Here is a 21,969-nt window from a genome sequence, read left to right as displayed (position 1 = left end):
AATCGAAACGGTGGAAGGGAACCCGCCAGACCATGCTCACCGCCCCAGATAGACTTCGACGACGCGCTCGTCGGCCGAAACGAAATCGAGCGTGCCTTCCGACAGCACCGAGCCCTCGTGCAGGCAGGTGACCTTGATGCCGAGCTCGCGCACGAAATGCATGTCGTGCTCGACGACGATCACCGAATGGTCGCGGGCGATGTCCTTGAGCAGACGCGCGGTCTCCTCGGTTTCCGCATCGGTCATGCCGGCGACAGGCTCGTCGACGAGCAAAAGCTTTGGGTCCTGCGCCAGGAGCATGCCGATCTCCAGCCACTGCTTCTGGCCATGGCTGAGATTGGCGGCGAGCTCGCCGCGCTTGTCGCCGAGACGGATGATGCCGAGGATATCGTCGATGCGCCGCGTCTCGGCCGCCGAACGGCGATGGAACAGCGCGGGAAAGATCGAGCGCGGCCCTTTTAGCGCCAGCATGAGATTGTCCTCGACGCTGTGGCTCTCGAAGACGGTCGGCTTTTGGAACTTGCGGCCAATGCCCATCATGGCGATCTCGGCCTCGTCATGCCGCGTGAGATCCACCTCGCCGTCGAAGAACACCTCGCCCTCGTCCGGCCGCGTCTTGCCGGTGACGATGTCCATCATCGTTGTCTTGCCGGCGCCGTTGGGCCCGATGATCGCGCGCATTTCGCCCTTGTCGAGCACCAGCGACAGGTTGTTGATAGCGCGAAAGCCATCGAAGGAAACCGAGACGCCGTCGAGATAAAGGATGGTGTTCGACTTGCTCATGATCGTTCACTCCGCCGGCTGCGGCTCGGCGCCGGTGGCAGACCAGGCGCCGGGCGTCGTCGCCGCCGAGCGCACGATCTTCGGCTCCGGCGCCTGCGGATCGGCGCCGGCCTCCGCCGCAAGCGAAGCTGACCGCAGCGCCTTGGCCTGGCTGCGCCAGGCATCCCACATGCCGACGATGCCCTTGGGCAAAAGCAGCGTGACGGCGACGAACAGGCCGCCCAGGGCGAACAGCCAGAATTCCGGCAGCACGCCGGTGAACCAGGATTTGCCGGCGTTGACCAGCAGCGCGCCGAGGATCGGGCCAACAATGGTGCCGCGCCCGCCGACAGCGGTCCAGATCACCACCTCGATCGAGTTGGACGGCTCGAATTCGCCGGGATTGATGATGCCGACCTGCGGCACGTAAAGCGCGCCGGCGATGCCGGCCATGATAGCCGAGACCGTGAAGGCGAACAGCTTGACGTTCTCCGCCCGCCAGCCGAGGAAACGGGTGCGGCTTTCGGCGTCGCGCACCGCCATCAGGAGCTTGCCGTATTTGGAGCGCACGATCGCAGCGGTAACGAAGACGGCGAGCGCCAGCGTCACGGCGCTAGCCGCAAACAGCGCCGAGCGCGTGGCGTCGGCCTGGACGCTGAAGCCGAGTATATCCTTGAAATCGGTCAGGCCGTTGTTGCCGCCAAAACCCATGTCGTTGCGGAAGAAGGCGAGCAGCAGCGCATATGTCATCGCCTGGGTGATGATCGAAAGATAGACGCCGGTGACACGGCTGCGGAAGGCGAACCAGCCGAAGACGAAGGCGAGCAGGCCGGGCACGGCCAGCACCATGAGCGCCGCGAACCAGAAATGATCGAAGCCGTACCAGAACCAGGGCAGCTGCTTGTAGTTCAGGAACACCATGAAGTCCGGCAGGATCGGATTGCCGTAGACGCCGCGCGAGCCGATCTGGCGCATCAGATACATGCCCATCGCATAGCCGCCAAGCGCGAAGAAGGCGCCGTGGCCGAGCGAAAGAATGCCGCAATAGCCCCAGACCAGGTCGAGCGCCAGCGCCAGCAGCGCGTAGCAGAGATATTTGCCAATCAGCGCCACGATGTAAGGCGGGATGTAGAAGGCGCTTTGCGGCGAGACCGCCAGGTCGAGCAGGGGCACGATGATGGCGGCGGCCAGCAGGACGAAGATGGCAATGCCGATGCGGCGATCGGCGGAAAGGAAGCGCTGCGCGATCATGCTTCCACTGCCCTGCCCTTCAGCGCGAACAAGCCGCGCGGGCGCTTCTGGATGAACAGGATGATCAGCACCAGAACGACGATCTTGCCGAGCACCGCGCCGGCATAGGGCTCGAGGAACTTGTTGACGATGCCGAGCGAGAAGGCGCCGACCAGCGTCCCCCACAGATTGCCGACGCCGCCGAAGACCACGACCATGAAACTGTCGATGATGTAGCCGCGGCCGAGATTGGGCGAGACATTGTCGATCTGGCTGAGCGCCACGCCCGCGATCCCGGCGATGCCCGAGCCCAACGCAAAGGTCAGCGCGTCGACCCATGGCGTCCTGATGCCCATCGAGGCAGCCATGCGGCGGTTGGCGGTGACGGCGCGCATCTGCAGCCCCCAGGGCGTGCGCTTCATGACGTAGAGCAACACACCGAACACGGCGAGCGCGAACGCCAGGATCCACAGCCGGTTCCAGGTGATGGCCAGCTGGCCGACATCGAACGAACCCGACATCCAGGACGGATTGCCGACCTCCTGGTTGGTCGGCCCGAAGATGGTGCGCACCGCCTGCTGCAGGACCAGCGAGACGCCCCAGGTGGCCAGAAGCGTTTCGAGCGGGCGGCCATAGAGGAAGCGGATGATGCCGCGTTCGATTGCAAGGCCGACCAGCCCCGCGACAAGGAAGGCGAGCGGCAGCGCGATCACCAGCGACCAGTCGAACAGGCCCGGAAACGAGGTGCGGATAACTTGCTGGACGACGAAGGTGGTGTAGGCGCCAAGCATCACCATCTCGCCATGCGCCATGTTGATGACGCCCATGACGCCGAAGGTGATGGCAAGCCCGATCGCCGCAAGCAGCAGCACCGATCCCAGCGAAATGCCGTACCAGATGTTCTGGCCCGCATCCCACAAAGCCAGCTTGGAGTTGATCTTGCCGATCGCGGCGGCTGCCGCCTCCTTGACCGCGCCCTCGGCGTTCGCCTCAACTGAGGTGAGCAGCGAGAGCGCGTCGCGATCACCACGCGCGGCGACGACCGAGATCGCCGCGAGCTTATCGGCTTCGGGCTTGTCGGAAACCAGAACCGATGCCGCGCGCGCCTGCTCGAACAGGGCCTTGACGCCGGGATCGATTTCGGCGGCGATTGCGGCATCCAGCGGCCCGATGTTCGCCGCATCGGGCGTCTTGAACATCGTCATTGCCGCGGCAAGACGCACGCTTGCGTCCTTGGCGCGCAAGGTCAGCGTGCCCAGCGCGTCGCGGATGACACGACGCAGCCCGTTATTGACCTTGATCTTGGTGAGGTCGGCCTTGGCCGCTTCGGCGGCGTTCTCGCCGCTCAGCGGATCGAGCAGCTCGATGCTGTCGCCGCTCTCCTTGCCGACAAAAACCTGGGAATCGGCCTTGCGGATGTAGAGATTGCCGTCGGCCAGCGCCGAAAGCGGCCGCTCGACGGCGGGATCGCCGCTCGCGGCAAGCTCGCGCACGACGGCCTCGGTAGCCGAGAAGCCGGTTGCAGCTGCGAATTTGCCGATCGATGCGCGAAGGTCGGCCTCAGCCGCCTTCGACGGCGTCAGTCCAGCCATCGTCAGCAGCAACATCAGACCGATTGCGCGCAGCAGCAGCATCGTCGTTTTCAAGCAGCTTTCTCAAACAATTCCAGGAAAAGTGTGAAGCGGTTTTCCGTCCGGAATTGCGCAAAACTAGGTTTCAGGGATCTTGCCCGGGCGGGTCAGGAACCTGCCCGGGCGGCGGTCTCGGATCGCGGGGCCACTCCGCGATCCGACAGACCTGGGATCACGGACCGGGATTAATTGGTGCCCTTGCCGCCGCACTTTCCGGTGGCGACGTTGAAGTTGCCGCAGGACAGAGGCGCGCGCCAATCGGAGATCAGGTCCTTGGAATCCGGCAGGTAGTCGGACCATTCGTCGCCCATGACGAGGCCGGGCGTTTGCGAAACGGTCTCGAACTGGCCGTCGGCCTGGATCTCGCCGATCAGCACCGGCTTGGTGATGTGGTGGTTGGGCATCATCGTCGAATAGCCGCCGGTCAGGTTCGGCACCGAAACGCCGACCATGGCGTCGATGACCTTGTCCGGATCGGTGGTGCCGGCCTTCTCGACCGCCTTCACCCACATGTTGAAGCCGATATAGTGGGCTTCCATCGGGTCGTTGGTGGTGCGCTTGTCGTTCTTGATGAACTTGTGCCAGTCGTCGATGAACTTCTTGTTCGCCGGCGTGTCGATGCTTTCGAAGTAGTTCCAGGCGGCGAGATGGCCGACCAGCGGCCCGGTGTCGAGACCGGCCAATTCTTCCTCGCCGACCGAGAAGGCCATGACCGGAATGTCCTCGGCCTTGACGCCCTGGTTGCCGAGCTCCTTATAGAACGGCACGTTGGCGTCGCCGTTGACGGTTGACACCACGGCCGTCTTCTTGCCGGCCGAGCCGAATTTCTTGATCGCCGAAACCTCGGTCTGCCAGTCCGAGAAGCCGAACGGCGTGTAGTTGACCATGATGTCCTCGGCCGGCACGCCCTTCGACTTGAGATAGGCTTCGAGGATCTTGTTGGTGGTGCGCGGATAGACGTAGTCGGTGCCTTCGAGCACCCAGCGCTTCACCGAGCCGCCATCGGCGCTCATCAGATAGTCCACGGCCGGAATAGCCTGCTGGTTCGGCGCCGCACCGGTGTAGAAGACGTTGCGCTCGCTCTCCTCGCCCTCATACTGGACGGGATAGAACAGGATGTTGTCGAGTTCCGAGAACACCGGCAGAACCGATTTGCGCGACACCGAGGTCCAGCAGCCGAACACGGCCGCGACCTTGTCCTTCGAGATCAGCTCGCGCGCCTTTTCGGCGAAGAGCGGCCAGTTGGACGCCGGATCGACCACCACGGCTTCCAGTTTCTTGCCGAGCAGGCCGCCCTTGGCGTTTTGCTCGTCGATCAGCATCAGCATGACGTCTTTCAGCGTCGTCTCCGAAATTGCCATGGTCCCCGACAGCGAATGGAGAATACCGACCTTGATCGTGTCTTCAGCCGCCTTGGCGGAAGCTGAAGCCAGCAGACCAGCCGCGACGACGCCGGCGGACAGGATTTTTGTTATTTTCGCGAAGTTACCCCTCATATGACACACTCCCAAGCTGGTTGTTTTGCATCGCAATATTAGCGGGTGCAAGCGACGTGCCAGATAGGAATGCGCTGAACTGATTTTCGCGATAATGCAGTGATTACAGTCGGTTATATGATAGTCGCGCAACTGTCGCCTCTACTGCAACGCGGCAGGATTGAGAAAAGTTTACGCACCTCTGCCTAGATTTTGCCCAAATTGTGAAAATGCCTATGATTTCACCACAAAGGCAAGGATAGCTTTGTCGGCCCTGTTGCGGGCTCATGGCGAAATGGGGCAAGGTCGCCGTGCAAACGAGCGACGTCATGGCCCTGCGAACAATCCTGGCTTTCCTGCTTCTTGTGTCCGCCGCCGGCGGCGCCCGCGCCGATTTTGCCGACGGCAAGCTGCCGGACGGCGTCTATCACTGCGAGGTCTACCTGCTCGGCCTGTTCCTCAACCTGGGCGACATCACCATCAAGGGCAGCCTCTATAGCGGCCCGGTGACCTTCGGCGCCGCGCCGCCGCCTTACAATTACCAGATGAATCCCAATGGCGAGATCACCTGGCTCGGTCCGCTCGGCGGCTACACCAGCGGCGGCAATTCGGTCTCGATGACCCAGGCGACCTTGGATGACCCGAGCGGTCCCTCGTTCGACATCATCATGAAACAGCAGGACGGCGCCTTCACAGCCTCGACCTGCACCAAAAGATAGCCCGCATAAAAAAGGCGCGGAACCCGTTTGGGTCCCGCGCCAGCAGGCAGTTGGAGGTCAGATCGTTTTCGCCGACATCTGGGCGGCGATGTAGTCAGCCTGGCGGATCGCCAGCGTCACGATGGTCAGCGTCGGGTTCTCCGCCGCACCCGTGGTGAACTGGCTGCCGTCTGAGATGAACAGGTTCTTGATATCGTGCGACTGGCCGTGCTTGTTGACGACGCCGTCCTCCGGCTTTTCGCTCATCCGGTTGGTGCCGAGATTGTGGGTCGACGGATAAGGCGGCGTCGGGAAGGTCCTGGTCGCGCCGACCGCGGCATAGAGCGCCTGACCCTGGCTGTAGGCATGGTTGCGCATGGCCTCGTCGTTCGGATGATCGTCGAAATGGACGTCGGCGATCGGCATGCCGTGCTCGTCCTTCTCGTCCTTGTGCAGCGTGATGCGGTTCTCTTCGCGCGGCATGTCCTCGCCGACGATCCACAGGCCCGCCATATGGTCGTAATGGTCGAGCGCCGTGGTGAAGGAGCGGCCCCAGCCGCCGGGGTTGAGAAAGGCCGCCATGAACGGCAGGCCGAGCGACAGCGTCTCCATCTCATAGCCGCCGACGAAGCCACGCGACGGATCGTGGCGCGCCTCGTCGCGGATGATGCCGGCCATGGTGGTGCCGCGATACATATGCACCGGCTTGTCGAAGATGGCATAGACCGAGCCGGTGGTGTGGCGCATGTAGTTCTTGCCTACCTGTCCCGACGAGTTGGCGAGCCCGTGCGGGAATTTCGATGATTCCGAGTTGAGCAGCAGGCGCGGACTCTCGATCGAATTGCCGGCGACGGCGACGATGCGGGCTTTCTGCTCCTGCAGCTTGCCGTCCTTGTCGGCATAGACGACGCCAGTCACCTTGCCGGAGGCGTCATGATTGATCTTGATTGCCATCGAGTTCGGCCGCACCTCCAGATGCCCGGTCGCCTCGCCCTTCGGGATCTCGGTGTAGAGCGTCGACCATTTGGCGCCCCATTTGCAGCCCTGGAAGCAGAAACCGGTCTGCTGGCAGGAATTGCGGTCGTCGCGCTCCACCGAATTGATGGCCATGTTGCCGGTGTGGCATTCCTTGTAGCCGAGCTTGTCGGCGCCGGCCTTGAGCACCTTGAAATTGTTGTTGCCCGGCAGCCGCGGCCAATTGTTGGTGCCGGTGACACCCATCTTGGCTTCGGCCTTGGCGTAATAGGGTGCCATCTCGGCCAGCGTCACCGGCCAGTCGAGGAGGTTGGCGCCCTTGACCTTGCCGTAGGTCGTGGCCGCCTTGAACTCGTGCTCCTGGAAGCGCAGCGAGGCACCGGCCCAGTGCGTGGTCGAGCCGCCGACCGACTTGACGATCCAGGCCGGCAGGTTCGGAAAATCCTTGGCCACGCGCCAGTCGCCGGAAGTGGTGCGCTTGTCCTTCCAGGCGAGCTGGGCGAACGACTCCCACTCGTCGTTGATGAAGTCCTCATATTCGTGGCGTGCGCCCGCCTCGAGGATGACGACGTCGATGCCTTTCTGGGCGAGCTCGTTTCCGAGCGTGCCGCCGCCCGCGCCCGAGCCGATGATGACGACCACGCCGTCATTGTTGAGATCAAATTGTGCTGCCATGGTTTCCTCCCATGAAATCTGTCGAAAAGCGGTTCGTGGCAGAGCGACTCAGAGCCACTCGATGTCGTTGAAGCCGCGCGCGATGTAGCCGCCCTTGGAGTAGGACTCGCCCTCGTAGCCGAAGATCGGCCACACCTCCTTCTGGTTGTAGAGGCTGACGACAAGACCGCCGCGCACCGCCTGGAAGAACGGCGTCTTCTCGATACCGGTGAGCAGCGCCACCCTCTGCTCTTCCCAGCCAAGCCCGCGATATCCGCCCTTGCCAGCCTTCTTGTCGAGCTCGGCGATGCCTTTCTCGATCAGCTCCTTGTGGGCAGGGTCCTTGGCGGCCGTCTCGTCATGGCCCTTGACGGCAATGGCGTAATATTTGTCCGGCACCTGGTCGTGCGGGTAGATGTCGCGCGCCACCTGGATCAGCGTCGCCATCGTTTCGGGCTTCAGCGCCGAGGTTTCGAGACCCCAGGCGTGTTCGGGGCTGATGACGGCGCTGCCGGAGATGATGAGCAGCGCGCCCGCGCCGCCACGTTTCAGAAGCTCGCGCCTAGATAGTCCGGCCTTTCTCTCATAACCCGGTTTCTTCTCGTAGACTGTAACCATGATTTCCTCCCTGCTTGCTGTTCGCACCCCTGAGAGTGCTGTTGCTGGCGCCGCGCCTCTCCGCGGCGTATCCCCTATTGGAAGCGCCCTCCCCGCTGCAGGACCTCGATCTTGTAGCCGTCGGGATCCTCGATGAAGAAGAAGCGGGCGATCAGCGCCCCGTCGTGATTGAACTCGACGATCTTTTTCGGGTTGAGACCGAGCGCGCCGATCCGGTCGTGCTCGCTGTCGAGATCGGCGACCGAGACGGCGAGATGGCCGTAGCCGTTGCCAAGCGCGTAGGGCTCGGTACGTCCCTTGTTCACGGTCAGCTCCACCTCGAAAGGCGAACTCTCATTGCTGAGATAGACGAGCGTGAAGGTCTCGAAATCGAGCCGCTGGGCGACCTCGAGGCCGAAGGCCTTGTTGTAGAAGTCGACGGAGCGCGCTTCGTCGAGAACCCTGATCATGGAATGGATCGTCTTCGCCAAATCGGACTCCGTGAGCTCTCATGCTTTCGAAGCCGATTATGCGCGCCGGCGAAAAATGGTGGTGGCAGCCGATTACCACGCGTGGAGCAGGAAAACGGCTAGTGTCGCTCCAATTCTAAGGACGAAAGTCCGATTGCCGTCGGCGGCTATCGGATCGAAAATGACCAACGCAGGCAGTGTTCAAAAAAGGCGCCAGCCAACCCAATCGGCGCCCAAGACAAACAACAACGGGAGGTACCGATGTGCAGAGTCTTCGCCGGGCAGGACCCGGAAGGCTACCGGCAGATCAACAGGTCGATCCGCATCGACGGCCATTCGACCAGCATCCAGCTCGAAGCGACATTCTGGGGTCTTCTTGACGAGATCGCCGACAGCCAGGGACTGACGACGCCGAAATTCATCTCGAAGCTCTATGACGAGGCGATCGAGATCAACGGCCAGATCCCGAACTTCGCTTCCATGCTGCGCACGACCTGCGCGCTCTATTTGCGCGGCCATCGGCCCAGCGCCGAAGACCAGGCCGCATTGAAGCAGGAAGCCGCCTAACTGCTCTCGACTGCGACTTCGAGCGCCAGCCGGGTCATGTCGGTGAAAAGCGCCTGGCGCTCCGAATCGTCGATCAGCTCGCCAGTGGCGACATGGTCGACGACGGTCAGCAGCGACAGCGCTCGAGCGCCGAACTGCGCCGCAATCCGATAGAGCGCGCTGGTTTCCATATCGACGGCCAACGCCCCCAGCGCCATCGGCTCGTCAAACCGAGCGCGGCCATCGGGATGGTGGAAGACGTCGCTGCAGATCGTCAGTCCGGCGCTGCAGGCGATACCGAGATCGGCGGCGCATTGCAGCGCCCGCGCATGCAGCGCCGGGTCCGGCCCCGCCGGCTGGTAAAGCCCGAACACTTGCCCGCTGATTGCACTCTCGGCCCGCACCTCGCTGGAGATGACGACGCCGCGCAAAGGCACGTCTTCCGACAAGCCGCCGCATGTGCCGGTGCGGATCAGCGTTTTGACGCCGTAATACTCCATCAGCTCAAAGGCATAAATCAGGAAAGACGGCGCCCCTATCCCGGTCGCCTGGATGCTGACCGGCTTGCCGCGGAACCGGCCGGTGAAGCCCAGCGCGCCCCTTCGGCGGTTCACGCAGCGCGGCGCCTCGAGAAACATCTCCGCCATCCATTGCGCGCGCTCGGGATCGCCCGGCAACAGCACCGTTTCGGCATAGTCCCTCCGGCCCGCCTCGATATGCGGCGTCACGCGCTACCACCCCTGATAGACCCATCCGGCGACCATCATGGCAGGACTGCCGCAATGCGCAAGCTCTGGCTTATTTAGAGCAATCCAAGGAAGCCTTGAACGCCCTAGGATTCCAGCACGTCCTTGACGATCGTCGCCAGTTGCTTGAGCGAGAACGGTTTCGGCAGGAAACCGAAATGCGCCTCGGCCGGCAGGTTCTTCGCAAACGCGTCCTCGGCATAGCCCGAAACGAACACGAACTTGATGTCCGGCTGGCGTTTGCGCAGCTCGCCGAGCAATGTCGGCCCGTCCATCTCCGGCATCACCACGTCGGACACCACGATATCGACCTTGCCGCCGAGCGCCTCGAACACTTCAAGCGCCTCGACGCCGGACGACGCCTCGTGCACGGTATAGCCGCGCGAGGTCAGCGCCCTGACGCCGCCCATGCGCACGGCATCTTCGTCCTCGACCAGAAGCACCGTGGCGGAGCCGGAAAGATCTTTTGCGGTATCGGCGGTCTTGGCCGGAGCAGTCGCCGCTGTCGACGGCGCCTCGCCAGGCTCGGCCTGCTTCTTCACCTCGGCGATGTGGCGCGGCAGGAAGATACGGAACACCGTGCCCTTGCCGACTTCGGAATCGCAGAAGATGAAGCCGCCGGTCTGCTTGATGATGCCGTAGACCATCGACAGGCCGAGGCCGGTGCCCTTGCCCACTTCTTTGGTCGTGAAGAAGGGCTCGAAAATCTTCTTCAGCACGTCTGGCTCAATGCCGCTGCCGGTGTCCTCGACGTCGACGAGCACATAGTCGGCCGGCGTCAATTCGCGGTAGGCGAAGGATTTGCACTCGTCGGCGGTGACGTTGCGGGTGCGCACGGTGAGATCGCCGCCGCTCGGCATGGCGTCGCGCGCATTGACGGCGAGATTGACCACCACCTGCTCGAACTGGCCGATATCGACCTTGACCGGCCACAGGTCGCGTCCGTGGTCGATCTTAAGCTTGATGTCGTTGCCGACGAGGCGCGCTAGCAGCATTCTGAGATCGGCCAGAACATCGGTCAGGTTGAGCACTTCCGGCCGCAGCGTCTGCTTGCGCGAGAAGGCGAGCAATTGCCGCACGAGCGAGGCCGCCCGGTTGGCGTTCTGCTTGATGTTCATGATGTCGGGGAAGGACGGGTCCGACGGCCGGTGGTTGGTCAAGAGAAGGTCGGACGCCATGATGATGGCGGTCAGCACGTTGTTGAAGTCGTGCGCGATACCGCCGGCGAGCTGGCCGACCGCCTGCATCTTCTGGCTCTGCGCCATCTGGCCCTCGAGCGCCTTCTGCTCGGTGGTCTCGACCGCGTAGACGATCGCCGCCTCCTCGGCGCCTTCGCTGCCCGCGCTGTCGGCGACGGCATTGACGTAGAAGCGGATGTGGCGCTCCTCATTGCCGGGCAGGACGGAATCGATCGGCTCGATATTGGCCTGCCGCTGCCGCGCCTTCTCGAAGGCGGCGGCGAATGCCGGCCGGTCGCGTTCGTGAACGATCGTTTCGAAGCGCACCCGCCGGTCGACGGCGTCGCGGTCGACCACGGACGAAAACAGCTGTAGGAACGGCGCGTTGGTGCGCAGGATGCGTCCGCTCGCATCGACGCCGGCAATGGCCATCGGCGTCGAGTTGAAGAAGCGGGTGAAGCGAACCTCGGAGGCCCGCAGCTCCGCGGAAGCGTCCTCGCCCTGGGTGCGGTTGAGCACGATCGTGCGGGTCGGGCCGTTCACGCCTTCGCGGCTTGCCGAAACCCGGTGCATGAAGCGCACCGGCAGCGCCTGGCCGCTCATCGTGGTGAGGTCGAGGTCGATGACCGCGTTGCGGGTGGTACCGGGGTCGGCCTTGACCGAGCGGACCAGCGCCATGCCGTCGCCGGCGATGATTTCCGGCAGCGTGATAGCGCCCGGCGTGAAGGAGGCAAGGTCGATGCCCAGCCACTCGGCGAGCGTGGCGTTGATATAGGTGACGCGGCCCTCCTGATCGGCCGAGAAGAACCCGGCCGGGGCATGGTCGAGATGGTCGATGGCCTTTTGCAGGTCCAGGAAGAAACGTTCCTGCTCCGCCCGTTCCTGCGAGATGTCGGCCAGCTGCCAGGCCAGCATCGGCAATCTTTGCCCGGGCATGCTGAAGGCGCGGGCGCGAGCGCGGTACCAGCGCGCGCCCGGCTCAGCGCCTGGTTTGATCGACTGCGCCAGCCGGAACTCGCCGTCGCCAGCCTGGCCGTCGCGCAGGCCCGACGCCAGCCGGTAGATCGTCATCGAGGCCTCGGGGACATCCGACAACAGCCCTTCGACGGTCTTGAGATCGGCGGCCGAGGCAGCGCCCGTCATGTCTGCATAGGCGCGGTTGGCGTAGACGACGCGGCCCTTGGTGTCGGTGACCAGCAGGCCCTGCGACATGGAGTCGACGAAGGCTTTTGACAATTCGTCGCCGGTCGACCGCGGCGCGATCTGGACGAAGCCGATCGCGGTCGCGAACAGGAAACCGACGCCGATCATGGCGAGCACGCCGAGCATGCCGAGCAGGAAAGGATCGCCGAGGCGCTCGCGGAAAAGTCCGAAGACGATCGCGGCGCCGGTCAAGACGACGATGAAGACGATGAGCCTGGTGACGGCGCCCGGACGCGTGTTCTGGTCGACGATCGGTACCGGATAGAAATCGCCGCGCGCTTCCTTGGCCATGTTCCCCCTGCTCGTGATTCCGGTGTCCGACGGGCACGGACGGCCGGTTGAATCACATTCTCCTGTAGCGGAAAAGGCCTCGGCGGCAAATGTCCGATAAAATCAACGATTCATGTTTCAAACTGTTCACGATGGGTGATGTGAACTTGCGGTCGCTGGTCCCAACGGTCTAGTGTTCCCTGACTTCAAAGATGGCGATTGGGGTGCACCGATGCAGTGGCTGGATAATGTAGCGGGCCCGGGTTATGTCGCTGCAATCCTGTGGACGGTAGCGGCTCTTATCATGCTGGTTGTCGTCCTGCTCGCCATCAAGGTGGTCCGCAACCTGACGTTCGGCACCTTCGTCGCCGGCGGCAGGAACCGCAAGACGCGGCTTGCCGTGATGGATGCCACCGCGGTCGACAGCCATCGCCGGCTTGTCTTGGTGCGTCGCGACGACATCGAGCATCTGATCCTGATCGGCGGGCCGACCGATGTCGTGGTCGAGCGCGACATCAGGCTGGCGGCGCTGCGCCGCCCGGCATTGACGGGCGACACCGGTCAGCAGCAGACAGGAGTTGCGCAACGCCCGCGCGCGCCGCAACCCGCGCCCGCGCCCGCACCCGCCAGGCCGGCGCCGCCGCCTGCCGCCCAGCCGACTGCCGTCGCACGTCCGCGCGCACCGGCGCCCGCACCCGCACCCGCGCCCAAGCCGGCGGCGCCGAGCCAGCCGACGGCGAAGGTTATGCCGCTGCCGGGCTACGGAACGGCGAACGGCAGCACCCGATATGCGCCGCCGCCCCCAAACGATTCCATCGACGACACGCTGATGCACGAGCTCGAGACCTCTCTCGACGAGACGCATTCCCAGCCGGCACCCAGCAAGCCGGCGGCCAAGCCTTCGCTCGATGACGAGATGACCAAGCTGCTTGGCGAGTTGGGCAGCCACAAGCGCTGACCGGCCACCGGCGCAAGCGAGCCTTTCGCGCCTTTGTCGGCAAAGACAATGGGAGCGCTGAAAACAAAAATGGCCGGAATTCCGACCATTTTTGATGTTCCTGCCTGTTGGATCGCGTCAGTCGTCGCGATAGACCTTCTCGCGGCGTTCATGGCGCTCCTGCGCCTCGATCGATAACGTCGCGATCGGACGCGCATCGAGCCGCTTCAGCGCGATCGGCTCGCCGGTCTCCTCGCAATAGCCGTAGGTGCCTTCGTCGATGCGCTGGAGCGCGGAGTCGATTTTCGAGATGAGCTTGCGTTGGCGATCGCGGGCGCGCAATTCGATGGCACGATCGGTTTCGGAGGAGGCGCGATCGGCTAGGTCGGGATGATTGGCGTTTTCCTGCTGCAGGATTTCTAGGGTTTCGCGCGCTTCGCGCAGAATGTCGTTCTTCCAGGTGATAAGCTTTTGACGGAAGTACGATTTTTGCCGTTCGTTCATGAACGGCTCGTCTTCGGAGGGTACGTAATTGGCGGTAACGATATCGTTCATTCGACTCACCCAACAACCCCAAAATTTGGCGCCTATATATTCGGGGAAAAGAGCCTGCACAAGCGCTATCGGCAACAGTTTCACGCAATTGTTAGTCTTGCATCGGCAACTCCGGCGACAATGTTGTTCAACGGCAGAAAACGAATTCGCACCTGATTCGTTGCAGTTGCGGGCCGACCATTGTGCATGACATCGTTCTGGTGACTAATCGCGCTTTGTCACGAAGGCAGCACCATGGTGGTCCGGTTGAGCAGACTTTATCTGTTGCGGCATGCCAAAGCCGGCTGGGCGCTGCCCGGCATGCGTGATTTCGACCGCCCGCTCGACGAATCGGGCATGGCCGATGCCGAAGCGATCGGAGAGGCCATGCGGGCCCGCAACTATGTGCCGGACGTCACTCTTTGCTCCAGCGCCAAGCGGGCCAGGCAGACGCTGGAAGGCCTGGCGGGGCGCACCGACACCGGCCGGGTGCTGTTCTTCGACACGCTCTATAGCGAGGATGCGGCCGGCTATCTGGAGATCATCCGCAAAAATCGGGACGCTGGCCAGCTTCTGGTGATCGGCCACAACCCCATGACCGAAGATCTGGCCATGGCGGTGTCCGGAAATGGCGAGCAGACGGCGCGCGGCATGATGAATCACGGTTTTCCGACCTCCGGCCTTGCCGTGGTGCGCTTTCCCGGCAACCTTGCCGAAGCGGCCCAGGGCAACGGCTATCTCGAAGCTTTTCTCACGCCGGCCGACCTCTGAGGCCATTTCAAACGCGCGGTGCAGGGCCTATATCGGGCGCTGACGCGCAACCAGAGGCCTGATTTGGCATCATCGCTGACCAGTTTTACCGACGAGGCGAGGATTGCGCTCGACACGTTGTCGGGCCGCGCCGCCGGGCTCTTCTCTCCGTCAATGCGCCTTGGCGTCACCGGCCTGTCGCGCGCCGGCAAGACGGTGTTCATCTCCGCCCTCGTCCACAATCTCATCCATGGCGGTCGCCTGCCGCTGTTCGAGGCGCAGAAATCCGGCCGCATCGCCCGCGCCTTCCTTGAAGAGCAGCCGGACGATGCCGTTCCGCGGTTCCAATATGAAGACCATGTCGCGGCTTTGGTGAACGAGCGGGTCTGGCCCGACTCGACCCGCGCGATCTCCGAGCTCCGGCTCACCATCGAATATGAGTCGGCTTCCGGCTGGAACCGGTTGTTTTCAGCCGGAAAACTATCTGTCGACATCGTCGACTATCCCGGCGAATGGCTGCTCGACCTGCCGCTGCTCGGCAAATCCTTCGCCGATTTTTCGCGCGAGGCGCTCGAGTTGGCCGTCCTGCCCGTCCGCTGCGACCTGTCGCAGGCCTGGCGTGAGTTGGCCTCCACCATCGATCCCGATGCCGACGCCGACGAGATGACCGCCCGGCGATTGGCCGAAAGCTTTGCCGCCTATCTCAAGGCGTGCAAGCTCGACGACCGCGCGCTGTCGACGCTGCCGCCAGGCCGTTTCCTGATGCCGGGCGATCTCGAAGGCTCGCCGGCGCTCACCTTCGCGCCGCTGATGACACTGTCGCAAGGCCGGCCGCGCTCCGGATCCCTGCGGGCGATGATGGAGCGCCGCTACGAGGCCTATAAGACGCATGTCGTCAAACCGTTCTTTCGCGAGCACATCGCCCGCCTCGACCGGCAGATCGTGCTGATCGACGCCATGCAGGCGCTCAATGCCGGCCCGGCCGCGATGGCCGATCTGGAGCGCGCGGTAACCGAGATCCTGTCCTGCTTCCGGCCCGGACGGGGCAATTTCCTGACCGACTTCTTCTCGCGCCGCATCGACCGCATCCTGGTGGCCGCGACCAAGGCGGACCATTTGCACCACGAAAGCCATGACCGGCTGCAGGCGATCGTGCGCCGGCTGACCGACCGGGCCGTCGCGCGGGCGAATTTCAGCGGCGCCGCCGTCGATGTCGTCGCCATGGCCGCCGTTCGCTCGACCCGCGAAGGCACGGTGAAGCAGGGGCGAGAGACGCTCCCCGTCATCATCGGCACGCCGCTGAAAAGCGAGAGGATCAACGGCGAGACATTCGACGGAAAGGCCGAAACCGCCATATTCCCGGGCGATTTGCCGGAAAAGGTCGACGCGGTGTTCGACGTTTCCGGATCGCCGGCGGACAACGCCGAACCGGCGATCCGCTTCGTGCGTTTCCGCCCGCCGCAGCTTGAACGCACCGCCGAAGGCGTCACGCTGTCCTTGCCGCATATCCGGCTCGACCGAGCGCTGCAGTTCCTGATCGGAGATCATCTGGCATGACCGCGCCCCGCAAACCGGCGGCCTTCCGTATCGAGCCTGAGACCGAGGCGCCGCCGCAACCACAGCGAAATAGCGCCGCCGAGGAGCCGCCGGCGCGCAGGCCACGTGCCGCGAGAGCCGATATAGCAGTCGTGATCCCCTCGGAAGTCGACGTCTTCGATGAGCCGGATATCGAGGCTGCGGTTCCGCCGCCGGCGACGGCGCCGAGAAAGCGTTCGCTGCTTTCCCGGCTGTTCTTCGGCGCTCTCGGCGTGCTCGTCTCGCTGGCGGTCGGCCTGTGGGCCGACCAGCTGATTCGTGACCTGTTCGCGCGCGCCGAATGGCTCGGCTGGCTGGCGGCCGGCATGGCGGCGATCGCGCTGCTCTCGCTGCTCGTCATTCTGATCCGCGAATTCCTCGCCATCGCCCGCCTTGCCGAAGTCGAAAAGATGCAGAAACGGGCCCTGGATGCCGTGGCGCGCGACGACCCGAAGGCGGCGCGCGCCTTGGTCGACGAGCTCTCGGCTTTCGTCGCCGCAAAACCCGAGACCGCCGCCGGCCGCCGTTCGCTGGCCGAATTGCGCGGCGAGATCATCGACGGCGCCAATCTGGTGCGGCTGGCCGAGACCGAAATCCTGTCGCCTCTCGATGCGAGCGCCAAGATCCTGATTTTGGAGGCCGCGAAGCGCGTGTCGCTGATAACGGCGGTCAGCCCTCGCGCGCTGGTCGACATCGCCTATGTCGTGTTCGAGGCCGGGCGGCTGATCCGGCGCCTGTCCGAGCTCTATGGCGGCCGCCCAGGCACGCTCGGCTTCTTCCGGCTGGCGCGCGGCGTGCTCGCGCATCTGGCGGTGACCGGCTCGATCGCGGTTGGCGACAGTTTCGTGCAGCAGATCGTCGGCCATGGGCTTGCCGCAAAACTCTCGGCAAAACTCGGCGAAGGCGTCGTCAACGGCATGATGACGGCGCGCATCGGCATCGCGGCGATGGAAACGGCACGCCCCTTGCCGTTCATCGCCGTGAAGCGCCCGGGCCTCGGCGATTTCCTCTCGGCGCTGACGTCGTTCGCGGCACGAAAGAACGGCCAGGACGACCGATAAGGTAAACGCGCGACCCATCGCGGGTGACGAAGCATTAACCAATCTTCTGCATGGTCGGTCCGGTCCCAAGAATAGACTCTTTCGTGCCGGGTGTCGTCGATGAGAAGCGTGATCCTGTCCTGCGTCCTGCCTGCCGCCATTGCGATCGTCGCGCCGCTCGGCCTCGTCGAAAAGGCCCTTGGCGCAGAGCCGGACAAGCAGTTTTTCCGCTCCGTCGAAGGCAGATGGGTCGGCCCCGGCGAGATCATCGCCGGCAAGTACAAAGGCACCAAATTCACTTGCGATTTCAATGGCTCGACGCCCGCCAGCAAGCTCGGCATGACGCTTGACGGCGGCTGCAGGGTCGGCGTGTTCACGCAAAAGATGTCCGCCAGCGTCGAGCGCAAGGGCCGCGATGGCTATCGGGGCACCTTCATGGGCGGCTCGACCGAAAGCGGCATGGACATTGTCGGCGGCAATGTCGTCGACGCCCAGAAGGTCGTTTTCACCATCAACCGCAAGCAGTTGAACGGCGTCATGCAGGCGCGTGTCCCCGACGGCAATTCGATGACCGTGACGGTGGCCGTGCGCGTCGACAATCAACTGGTGCCGGTGATCGGCATGAGTCTGAAGCGGGTCGATTCGGTCGAAGTCGGCGCCATCGCCAAGAACTGATCCGGCGCGGTTCCGGCAGTCCGCGTCCGCCACCCGCTACAAGACGGTTCAGGTCAAAGTGGGGAAGTGGCAGGCCACTTTGCGACCCGGACGATATTCTTTCAGTTCCGGCCGCTCAGAACGGCACCGGTCCGCCGCGATCGGGCATCGCGGATGGAAGCGGCATCCGGACGGAGGCTTCAGCGGGCTCGGCACGTCGCCGGTGAGGATGATGCGCTTGCGCGCGCCCGCAGGCGTCGTCTCGACGATGGGAACCGCCGAGATCAGTGCCTGGCTGTAGGGATGGGCGGGTGTCGCAAAGACCTCTTCCGCCGGGCACTCCTCGACGATAGAGCCGAGATACATGACCGCGATGCGCGTCGAGACCTGGCGCACCACAGAGAGATCGTGGGCGATGAAGATATAGGTGAGCTTCAGCTTCTCCTGCAGATCGGCGAGCAGGTTGACGATCTGGGCCTGCACCGACACGTCGAGCGCGGAGACCGGCTCGTCCAGCACGACAAGGTCGGGGTTCAGCGCGATCGCCCGCGCGATGCCGACGCGCTGGCGCTGGCCGCCGGAGAATTCGTGCGGATAGCGCATCATATGGTCCGGCAACAGCCCGACCAGCTCGAACAGCTCCGCCACGCGCGCGGTGATCTCACGCGCCGAAACCTTGCCGTGGATGCGCAGCGGCTCGGCGACGAGGTCGCCGACGCGCCGGCGCGGATTGAGCGAGGCCGAGGGATCCTGGAAGACCATTTGCAAACGCCGCCGCAGCGGCCTGAGCTCGGATAGCGATTTCGAGGTGATGTCGTCGCCTTCGAACAGAAGTTTGCCGTCGGTGATGTCGTAGAGCCGAACCAGGCAGCGCGCCAGCGTGGACTTGCCGCATCCGGATTCGCCGACAAGGCCGACAGTCTCGCCGCGCCGCACGCTCAGCGAGACGTTGTCCACCGCGTGGACGGTCCGCCTGCCCTCGGCGGAAAAGCGGCTGCCGATCGAAAAGCGTTTTGCCAGCGAACGCGTCTCGAGGATCGGTCGGTCTGTGTCTGTCATCAACTCGCTCATGCCTGTGCCACCCGAAAGCAGGCGGCTGCATGCGCGCTCGCGCCGAGACCCGGCTTGCGGGCCTCGCAGGGCTCGTAGCGGACCGGACAGCGCGGTCCGAAGGCGCAGCCTTCCGGCAGCCGCAGCAAGGAAGGCGGCGAGCCGGGGATCGCCGGCAGGCGGCGCGGTTTCTCGCCGGTCAGCGGCGGGATCGAGCCAAGCAGCGCGCGCGTATAAGGGTGTCGCGGATCGGAAAACAGCTCAGTGCGGGTGCCGCGCTCCACCACGCGGCCGGCATACATGACCATCACCCGGTCGGCGAGCTCGGAGACCACGCCCATGTCGTGCGTTATGAAGACAACCGCCGACTTGTGCTTCGCCCGCAATTTGCGCACGAGGTCGAGAATGCCGGCCTGCACGGTGACGTCGAGCGCGGTGGTCGGCTCGTCCGCGACCAGCAGTGCCGGATCGCAGGACAAGGCCATCGCGATCACCGCGCGCTGCCGCATGCCGCCGGAAAGCTGGTGCGGATAGCGCGACATCGCCTCGTGCGGATTGGGGAAATTCACCTCAGCCAACAGCTGCTCGACGCGCTCCATCGCCTTCGGCTTGCTGACGCCACGATGCGCCCGGATCTGCTCGGCGATCTGCCAGCCGATCGTGTAGACCGGCGTCAGCGCCGTCATCGGGTCCTGGAAGATCATGGCGATCTCGTTGCCGCGCAAACGACGAAGCTCGCGCGGCGGCAGGCCCACCAATTCGCGGCCTTTGTAACGGATCGAGCCTTCGATGGTGGCGTTCGGGTCGGTGATAAGCCCCATCACGGCAAGCAGCGACACCGTCTTGCCGGAGCCGGATTCGCCGACGACGCCGAGGATCTCGCTTTCCTCGAGATCGAAGGAAACGCCGTCGATGGCCCGTACCGGCCCGTCATGGGTGCGGAAGGACACTTTGAGATCGCGCACCGACAATATCATGATGCCCTCAGGCGCGGATCGAGAAGGATGTAGACGAAATCGACGACCGCGTTGGCGATCACCACGAACATGGACGCATACATGACCGTCGCCATGATCATCGGCAGATCGAGATTCTGCAGCGCGTCATAGGTGAGCTTACCGATGCCATGCAGGCCGAACACGACCTCGGTCAGCAAGGCCGAGCCGCCCACCAGCGCGCCGAAGTCGAGGCCGAACAGGGTGACGAAGGCGATGAGCGAGGTGCGCAGCGCATGGCGAAACAGGATGCGGGTCTCCGACAGGCCCTTGGCCCGGGCGGTGCGGATATAATCTTCCTGCATGGATTCGATGATGGCCGCGCGCAGCACGCGCCCGTAAATGCCGATATAGAGGATGGCCAGCGTGATCCATGGGATGACCAGCGTCAGGAACCAGCCCTTGGGATCGTCGGAAAAGTTCTTGTAGCCGAGCGGCGGCACCCAGGAGAACGCCCAGCTGTCGTGATAACGGCTCTGGGTCATCAGGTTCATCACCTCGCCCAGCCAGTAGACCGGCATGGAAATGCCGAGCAGGCCCAAAGCCATCAGGAGCTTGTCCAGCCAGCTGTCTCGGGTGGCCGCGGCGACGATGCCGATGATGATGGAGACGACCACCCACAGGACCGCGGCGCCGAACACCAGCGAAAGCGTGACGGGGATGGAATCCATGACGGCAGGCACGACCTTCCAGCCGCGGTTGACGAAGGAGGTCAGGTCGCCGGTGACGAAGATCTTCTCCATCATGCGCGTGTATTGCACGTAGAGCGGCTGGTCGAAGCCGAAGCTGTGGCGAACCGCGGCCAGCACTTCCGGCGAAGCGTTGCGGCCGGCGATGCGCGCGGCGGGATCGGCGCCGGGCGTGGCGAAGAAGATCAGGAAGACGATGACCGAGATGCCGAACATCACGAACAGCATCTGACCGAAACGGCGCAGGATCGCATAAAACATCAGTCGCGCCCCAGCCGGACCTTGGAGCGCGGGTCGAGCGCATCGCGCAGGCCGTCGCCGAAGACGTTGAGCGCCATGACGGAAACGGCGATCGCCAGACCGGGCACCAGCGCCACCAGTGGCCTTGTGTAGAGCAGCGCCTGCCCGTCCTGGATGATGGTGCCCCAGCTCGCGGCCGGCGGCTGCACGCCGATCGACAGGAACGACAGCGCCGATTCCGTCAGCATGTTCAGCGCCATCATCAGCGGCACGAACACGATGAGGGTGGTGGTGATGTTGGGCAGGATGTCGCGCCACAGGATGCGCCAGCCCGGCACGCCCAGATTGATCGCGGCGAACACGAACTCGCTGTGGCGCAGCGCCAGGACCTGGCCGCGTATCGGCCGCGCCACATAGGGTATATAGACGATGCCTATGATGATGATGGGCAGCCATAGACTGCCAGATTGGATCTCGATCGGTCCGATCGCGATGCCTTGCGCGATGGTGACGATGGAAAGCGAGATCGCCAGCAGATAGATCGGAAACGCCCAGAGCACGTCGAGCAAGCGCGACAGCACCGTGTCGGTGATGCCGCCGAAATAGCCCGCGATCAGTCCTGCCATCGTGCCGACGATCAGCGTGAAGATGGTGGCTGCACCGGAGATCAGCAGCGAGTTCAGGCCGCCATAGAGCAACCTTGCCATGACGTCGCGCCCCTGGCTGTCGGCGCCTAGGAAATAATTGCCGAGCCGCCAGGTCGGACCGATCGGCGTGTAGCCAAGCCCCAGTCCCTCGGTCGACTGTTCCATCACCGGAACGTCGGCGCCGTCGATCTGGATGACGGCGTCGAGCGTCGAGGCGAACGGGTCCGTGCCCGCCCATTTTGCATAAAGCGGCGCGCTGAAACAGGCGAGAACGATGATGAGGAACACAGCCAGGGACGCCATGGCGGCCCTGTCCGTTGCCAGCTTCGCAAACGCGACGGCCCAGGGCCCTCGCGTCTTGCGCGGCATGGCGGCGACTTGGCTGGACACGGTATGTGATTCCGCGGTTCGTTACTGCACCCA

General features: G+C 63.9%; 21 protein-coding genes. 7 read left to right on the top strand and 14 right to left on the bottom strand.

Going from position 1 to position 21,969, the window contains the following annotated elements; translation table 11 throughout:
* Positions 1–36: 36 nt before the first annotated feature.
* The 4 genes from urtD to urtA form a co-directional block, all read right to left on the bottom strand.
* On the bottom strand, positions 37–783 hold the full coding sequence (urtD, locus tag CK219_RS03240; RefSeq protein ID WP_095765281.1) for an urea ABC transporter ATP-binding protein UrtD: 747 nt from the start codon (positions 781–783) through the stop codon (positions 37–39).
* Between the two features lie 6 nt (positions 784–789).
* Entirely contained in the window at positions 790–2,013 is a 1,224-nt protein-coding gene (gene urtC / locus CK219_RS03235; RefSeq protein ID WP_095765280.1) for an urea ABC transporter permease subunit UrtC, read from the bottom strand.
* On the bottom strand, positions 2,010–3,626 hold the full coding sequence (gene urtB, locus CK219_RS03230) for an urea ABC transporter permease subunit UrtB (RefSeq protein WP_095765279.1): 1,617 nt from the start codon (positions 3,624–3,626) through the stop codon (positions 2,010–2,012). The genes urtC and urtB overlap by 4 nt, the downstream gene beginning before the upstream one ends.
* 182 nt (positions 3,627–3,808) lie before the next feature.
* On the bottom strand, positions 3,809–5,119 hold the full coding sequence (gene urtA, locus CK219_RS03225) for an urea ABC transporter substrate-binding protein (protein WP_095765278.1): 1,311 nt from the start codon (positions 5,117–5,119) through the stop codon (positions 3,809–3,811).
* 308 nt (positions 5,120–5,427) lie between these two features.
* Here urtA and CK219_RS03220 point away from each other — a divergent pair, with 308 nt between their 5' ends.
* Positions 5,428–5,817 (top strand): hypothetical protein, encoded by a 390-nt coding sequence (locus CK219_RS03220; protein ID WP_095765608.1) that lies wholly within the window; start codon positions 5,428–5,430, stop codon positions 5,815–5,817.
* 57 nt (positions 5,818–5,874) lie between these two features.
* On the opposite strand, the gene CK219_RS03215 is transcribed toward CK219_RS03220, so the two are convergent.
* From CK219_RS03215 to CK219_RS03205, 3 genes are all read right to left on the bottom strand, one after another.
* Positions 5,875–7,446, bottom strand: a complete 1,572-nt coding sequence (locus CK219_RS03215) for a GMC family oxidoreductase (RefSeq protein WP_095765277.1) — start codon at positions 7,444–7,446, stop codon at positions 5,875–5,877.
* Between the two features lie 48 nt (positions 7,447–7,494).
* Positions 7,495–8,043, bottom strand: a complete 549-nt coding sequence (locus tag CK219_RS03210) for a Twin-arginine translocation pathway signal (protein ID WP_095765276.1) — start codon at positions 8,041–8,043, stop codon at positions 7,495–7,497.
* 74 nt (positions 8,044–8,117) lie between these two features.
* Positions 8,118–8,513, bottom strand: coding sequence for a VOC family protein (locus CK219_RS03205; protein ID WP_095765275.1), 396 nt, complete (start codon positions 8,511–8,513; stop codon positions 8,118–8,120).
* Positions 8,514–8,753: 240 nt separating this feature from the next.
* Here CK219_RS03205 and CK219_RS03200 point away from each other — a divergent pair, with 240 nt between their 5' ends.
* Positions 8,754–9,059, top strand: a complete 306-nt coding sequence (locus tag CK219_RS03200) for a ribbon-helix-helix domain-containing protein (protein ID WP_095765274.1) — start codon at positions 8,754–8,756, stop codon at positions 9,057–9,059.
* Here CK219_RS03200 and CK219_RS03195 read toward each other — a convergent pair.
* Positions 9,056–9,766 (bottom strand): purine-nucleoside phosphorylase, encoded by a 711-nt coding sequence (locus CK219_RS03195; RefSeq protein WP_095765273.1) that lies wholly within the window; start codon positions 9,764–9,766, stop codon positions 9,056–9,058. The genes CK219_RS03200 and CK219_RS03195 overlap by 4 nt on opposite strands.
* A 104-nt stretch (positions 9,767–9,870) precedes the next feature.
* Positions 9,871–12,456 carry a response regulator gene (locus tag CK219_RS03190; protein ID WP_095765272.1) on the bottom strand — a complete coding sequence of 862 codons (2,586 nt, stop codon included), beginning with the start codon at positions 12,454–12,456 and terminating at the stop codon, positions 9,871–9,873.
* A gap of 211 nt (positions 12,457–12,667) precedes the next feature.
* On the opposite strand from CK219_RS03190, the gene CK219_RS03185 reads away from it, so the two are divergent.
* On the top strand, positions 12,668–13,393 hold the full coding sequence (locus CK219_RS03185; RefSeq protein ID WP_095765271.1) for a flagellar biosynthetic protein FliO: 726 nt from the start codon (positions 12,668–12,670) through the stop codon (positions 13,391–13,393).
* Positions 13,394–13,510: 117 nt separating this feature from the next.
* On the opposite strand, the gene dksA is transcribed toward CK219_RS03185, so the two are convergent.
* The gene (dksA, locus tag CK219_RS03180) at positions 13,511–13,927 is read right to left on the bottom strand and encodes an RNA polymerase-binding protein DksA (RefSeq protein WP_095765270.1); all 417 of its coding nucleotides are present in this window, start codon (positions 13,925–13,927) and stop codon (positions 13,511–13,513) included.
* A gap of 246 nt (positions 13,928–14,173) precedes the next feature.
* Between dksA and CK219_RS03175 the strand changes: the two genes are divergently transcribed.
* From CK219_RS03175 to CK219_RS03160, 4 genes are all read left to right on the top strand, one after another.
* Positions 14,174–14,677, top strand: a complete 504-nt coding sequence (locus CK219_RS03175) for a histidine phosphatase family protein (protein ID WP_095765607.1) — start codon at positions 14,174–14,176, stop codon at positions 14,675–14,677.
* Positions 14,678–14,740: 63 nt separating this feature from the next.
* Positions 14,741–16,213, top strand: a complete 1,473-nt coding sequence (locus CK219_RS03170) for a YcjX family protein (RefSeq protein ID WP_095765606.1) — start codon at positions 14,741–14,743, stop codon at positions 16,211–16,213.
* On the top strand, positions 16,210–17,292 hold the full coding sequence (locus CK219_RS03165; protein WP_095765269.1) for a TIGR01620 family protein: 1,083 nt from the start codon (positions 16,210–16,212) through the stop codon (positions 17,290–17,292). The genes CK219_RS03170 and CK219_RS03165 overlap by 4 nt, the downstream gene beginning before the upstream one ends.
* 99 nt (positions 17,293–17,391) lie before the next feature.
* Entirely contained in the window at positions 17,392–17,946 is a 555-nt protein-coding gene (locus tag CK219_RS03160) for a hypothetical protein (protein WP_176476910.1), read from the top strand.
* 48 nt (positions 17,947–17,994) lie between these two features.
* Here CK219_RS03160 and CK219_RS03155 read toward each other — a convergent pair whose 3' ends face one another.
* From CK219_RS03155 to CK219_RS03140, 4 genes are read right to left on the bottom strand one after another with little or no spacing between them, the layout of a single operon-like run.
* Positions 17,995–18,984 carry a dipeptide ABC transporter ATP-binding protein gene (locus tag CK219_RS03155; protein ID WP_095765605.1) on the bottom strand — a complete coding sequence of 330 codons (990 nt, stop codon included), beginning with the start codon at positions 18,982–18,984 and terminating at the stop codon, positions 17,995–17,997.
* A gap of 8 nt (positions 18,985–18,992) precedes the next feature.
* A complete protein-coding gene (locus tag CK219_RS03150) occupies positions 18,993–19,952 on the bottom strand; it encodes an ABC transporter ATP-binding protein (protein ID WP_095765267.1) in 960 nt (319 codons plus the stop codon).
* Positions 19,949–20,920 (bottom strand): ABC transporter permease, encoded by a 972-nt coding sequence (locus CK219_RS03145; protein WP_095765266.1) that lies wholly within the window; start codon positions 20,918–20,920, stop codon positions 19,949–19,951. Before CK219_RS03145 ends, CK219_RS03150 begins: the two co-directional genes overlap by 4 nt.
* Positions 20,920–21,936 (bottom strand): ABC transporter permease, encoded by a 1,017-nt coding sequence (locus CK219_RS03140; RefSeq protein ID WP_095765265.1) that lies wholly within the window; start codon positions 21,934–21,936, stop codon positions 20,920–20,922. The genes CK219_RS03145 and CK219_RS03140 overlap by 1 nt, the downstream gene beginning before the upstream one ends.
* Positions 21,937–21,969 lie beyond the last annotated feature (33 nt).

The organism is Mesorhizobium sp. WSM4313 (genome assembly GCF_002294725.1).
Taxonomy (GTDB): domain Bacteria; phylum Pseudomonadota; class Alphaproteobacteria; order Rhizobiales; family Rhizobiaceae; genus Mesorhizobium.
Note: the sequence above shows the minus strand (reverse complement) of the source record. Positions and strands in the feature narration are given on the sequence as shown.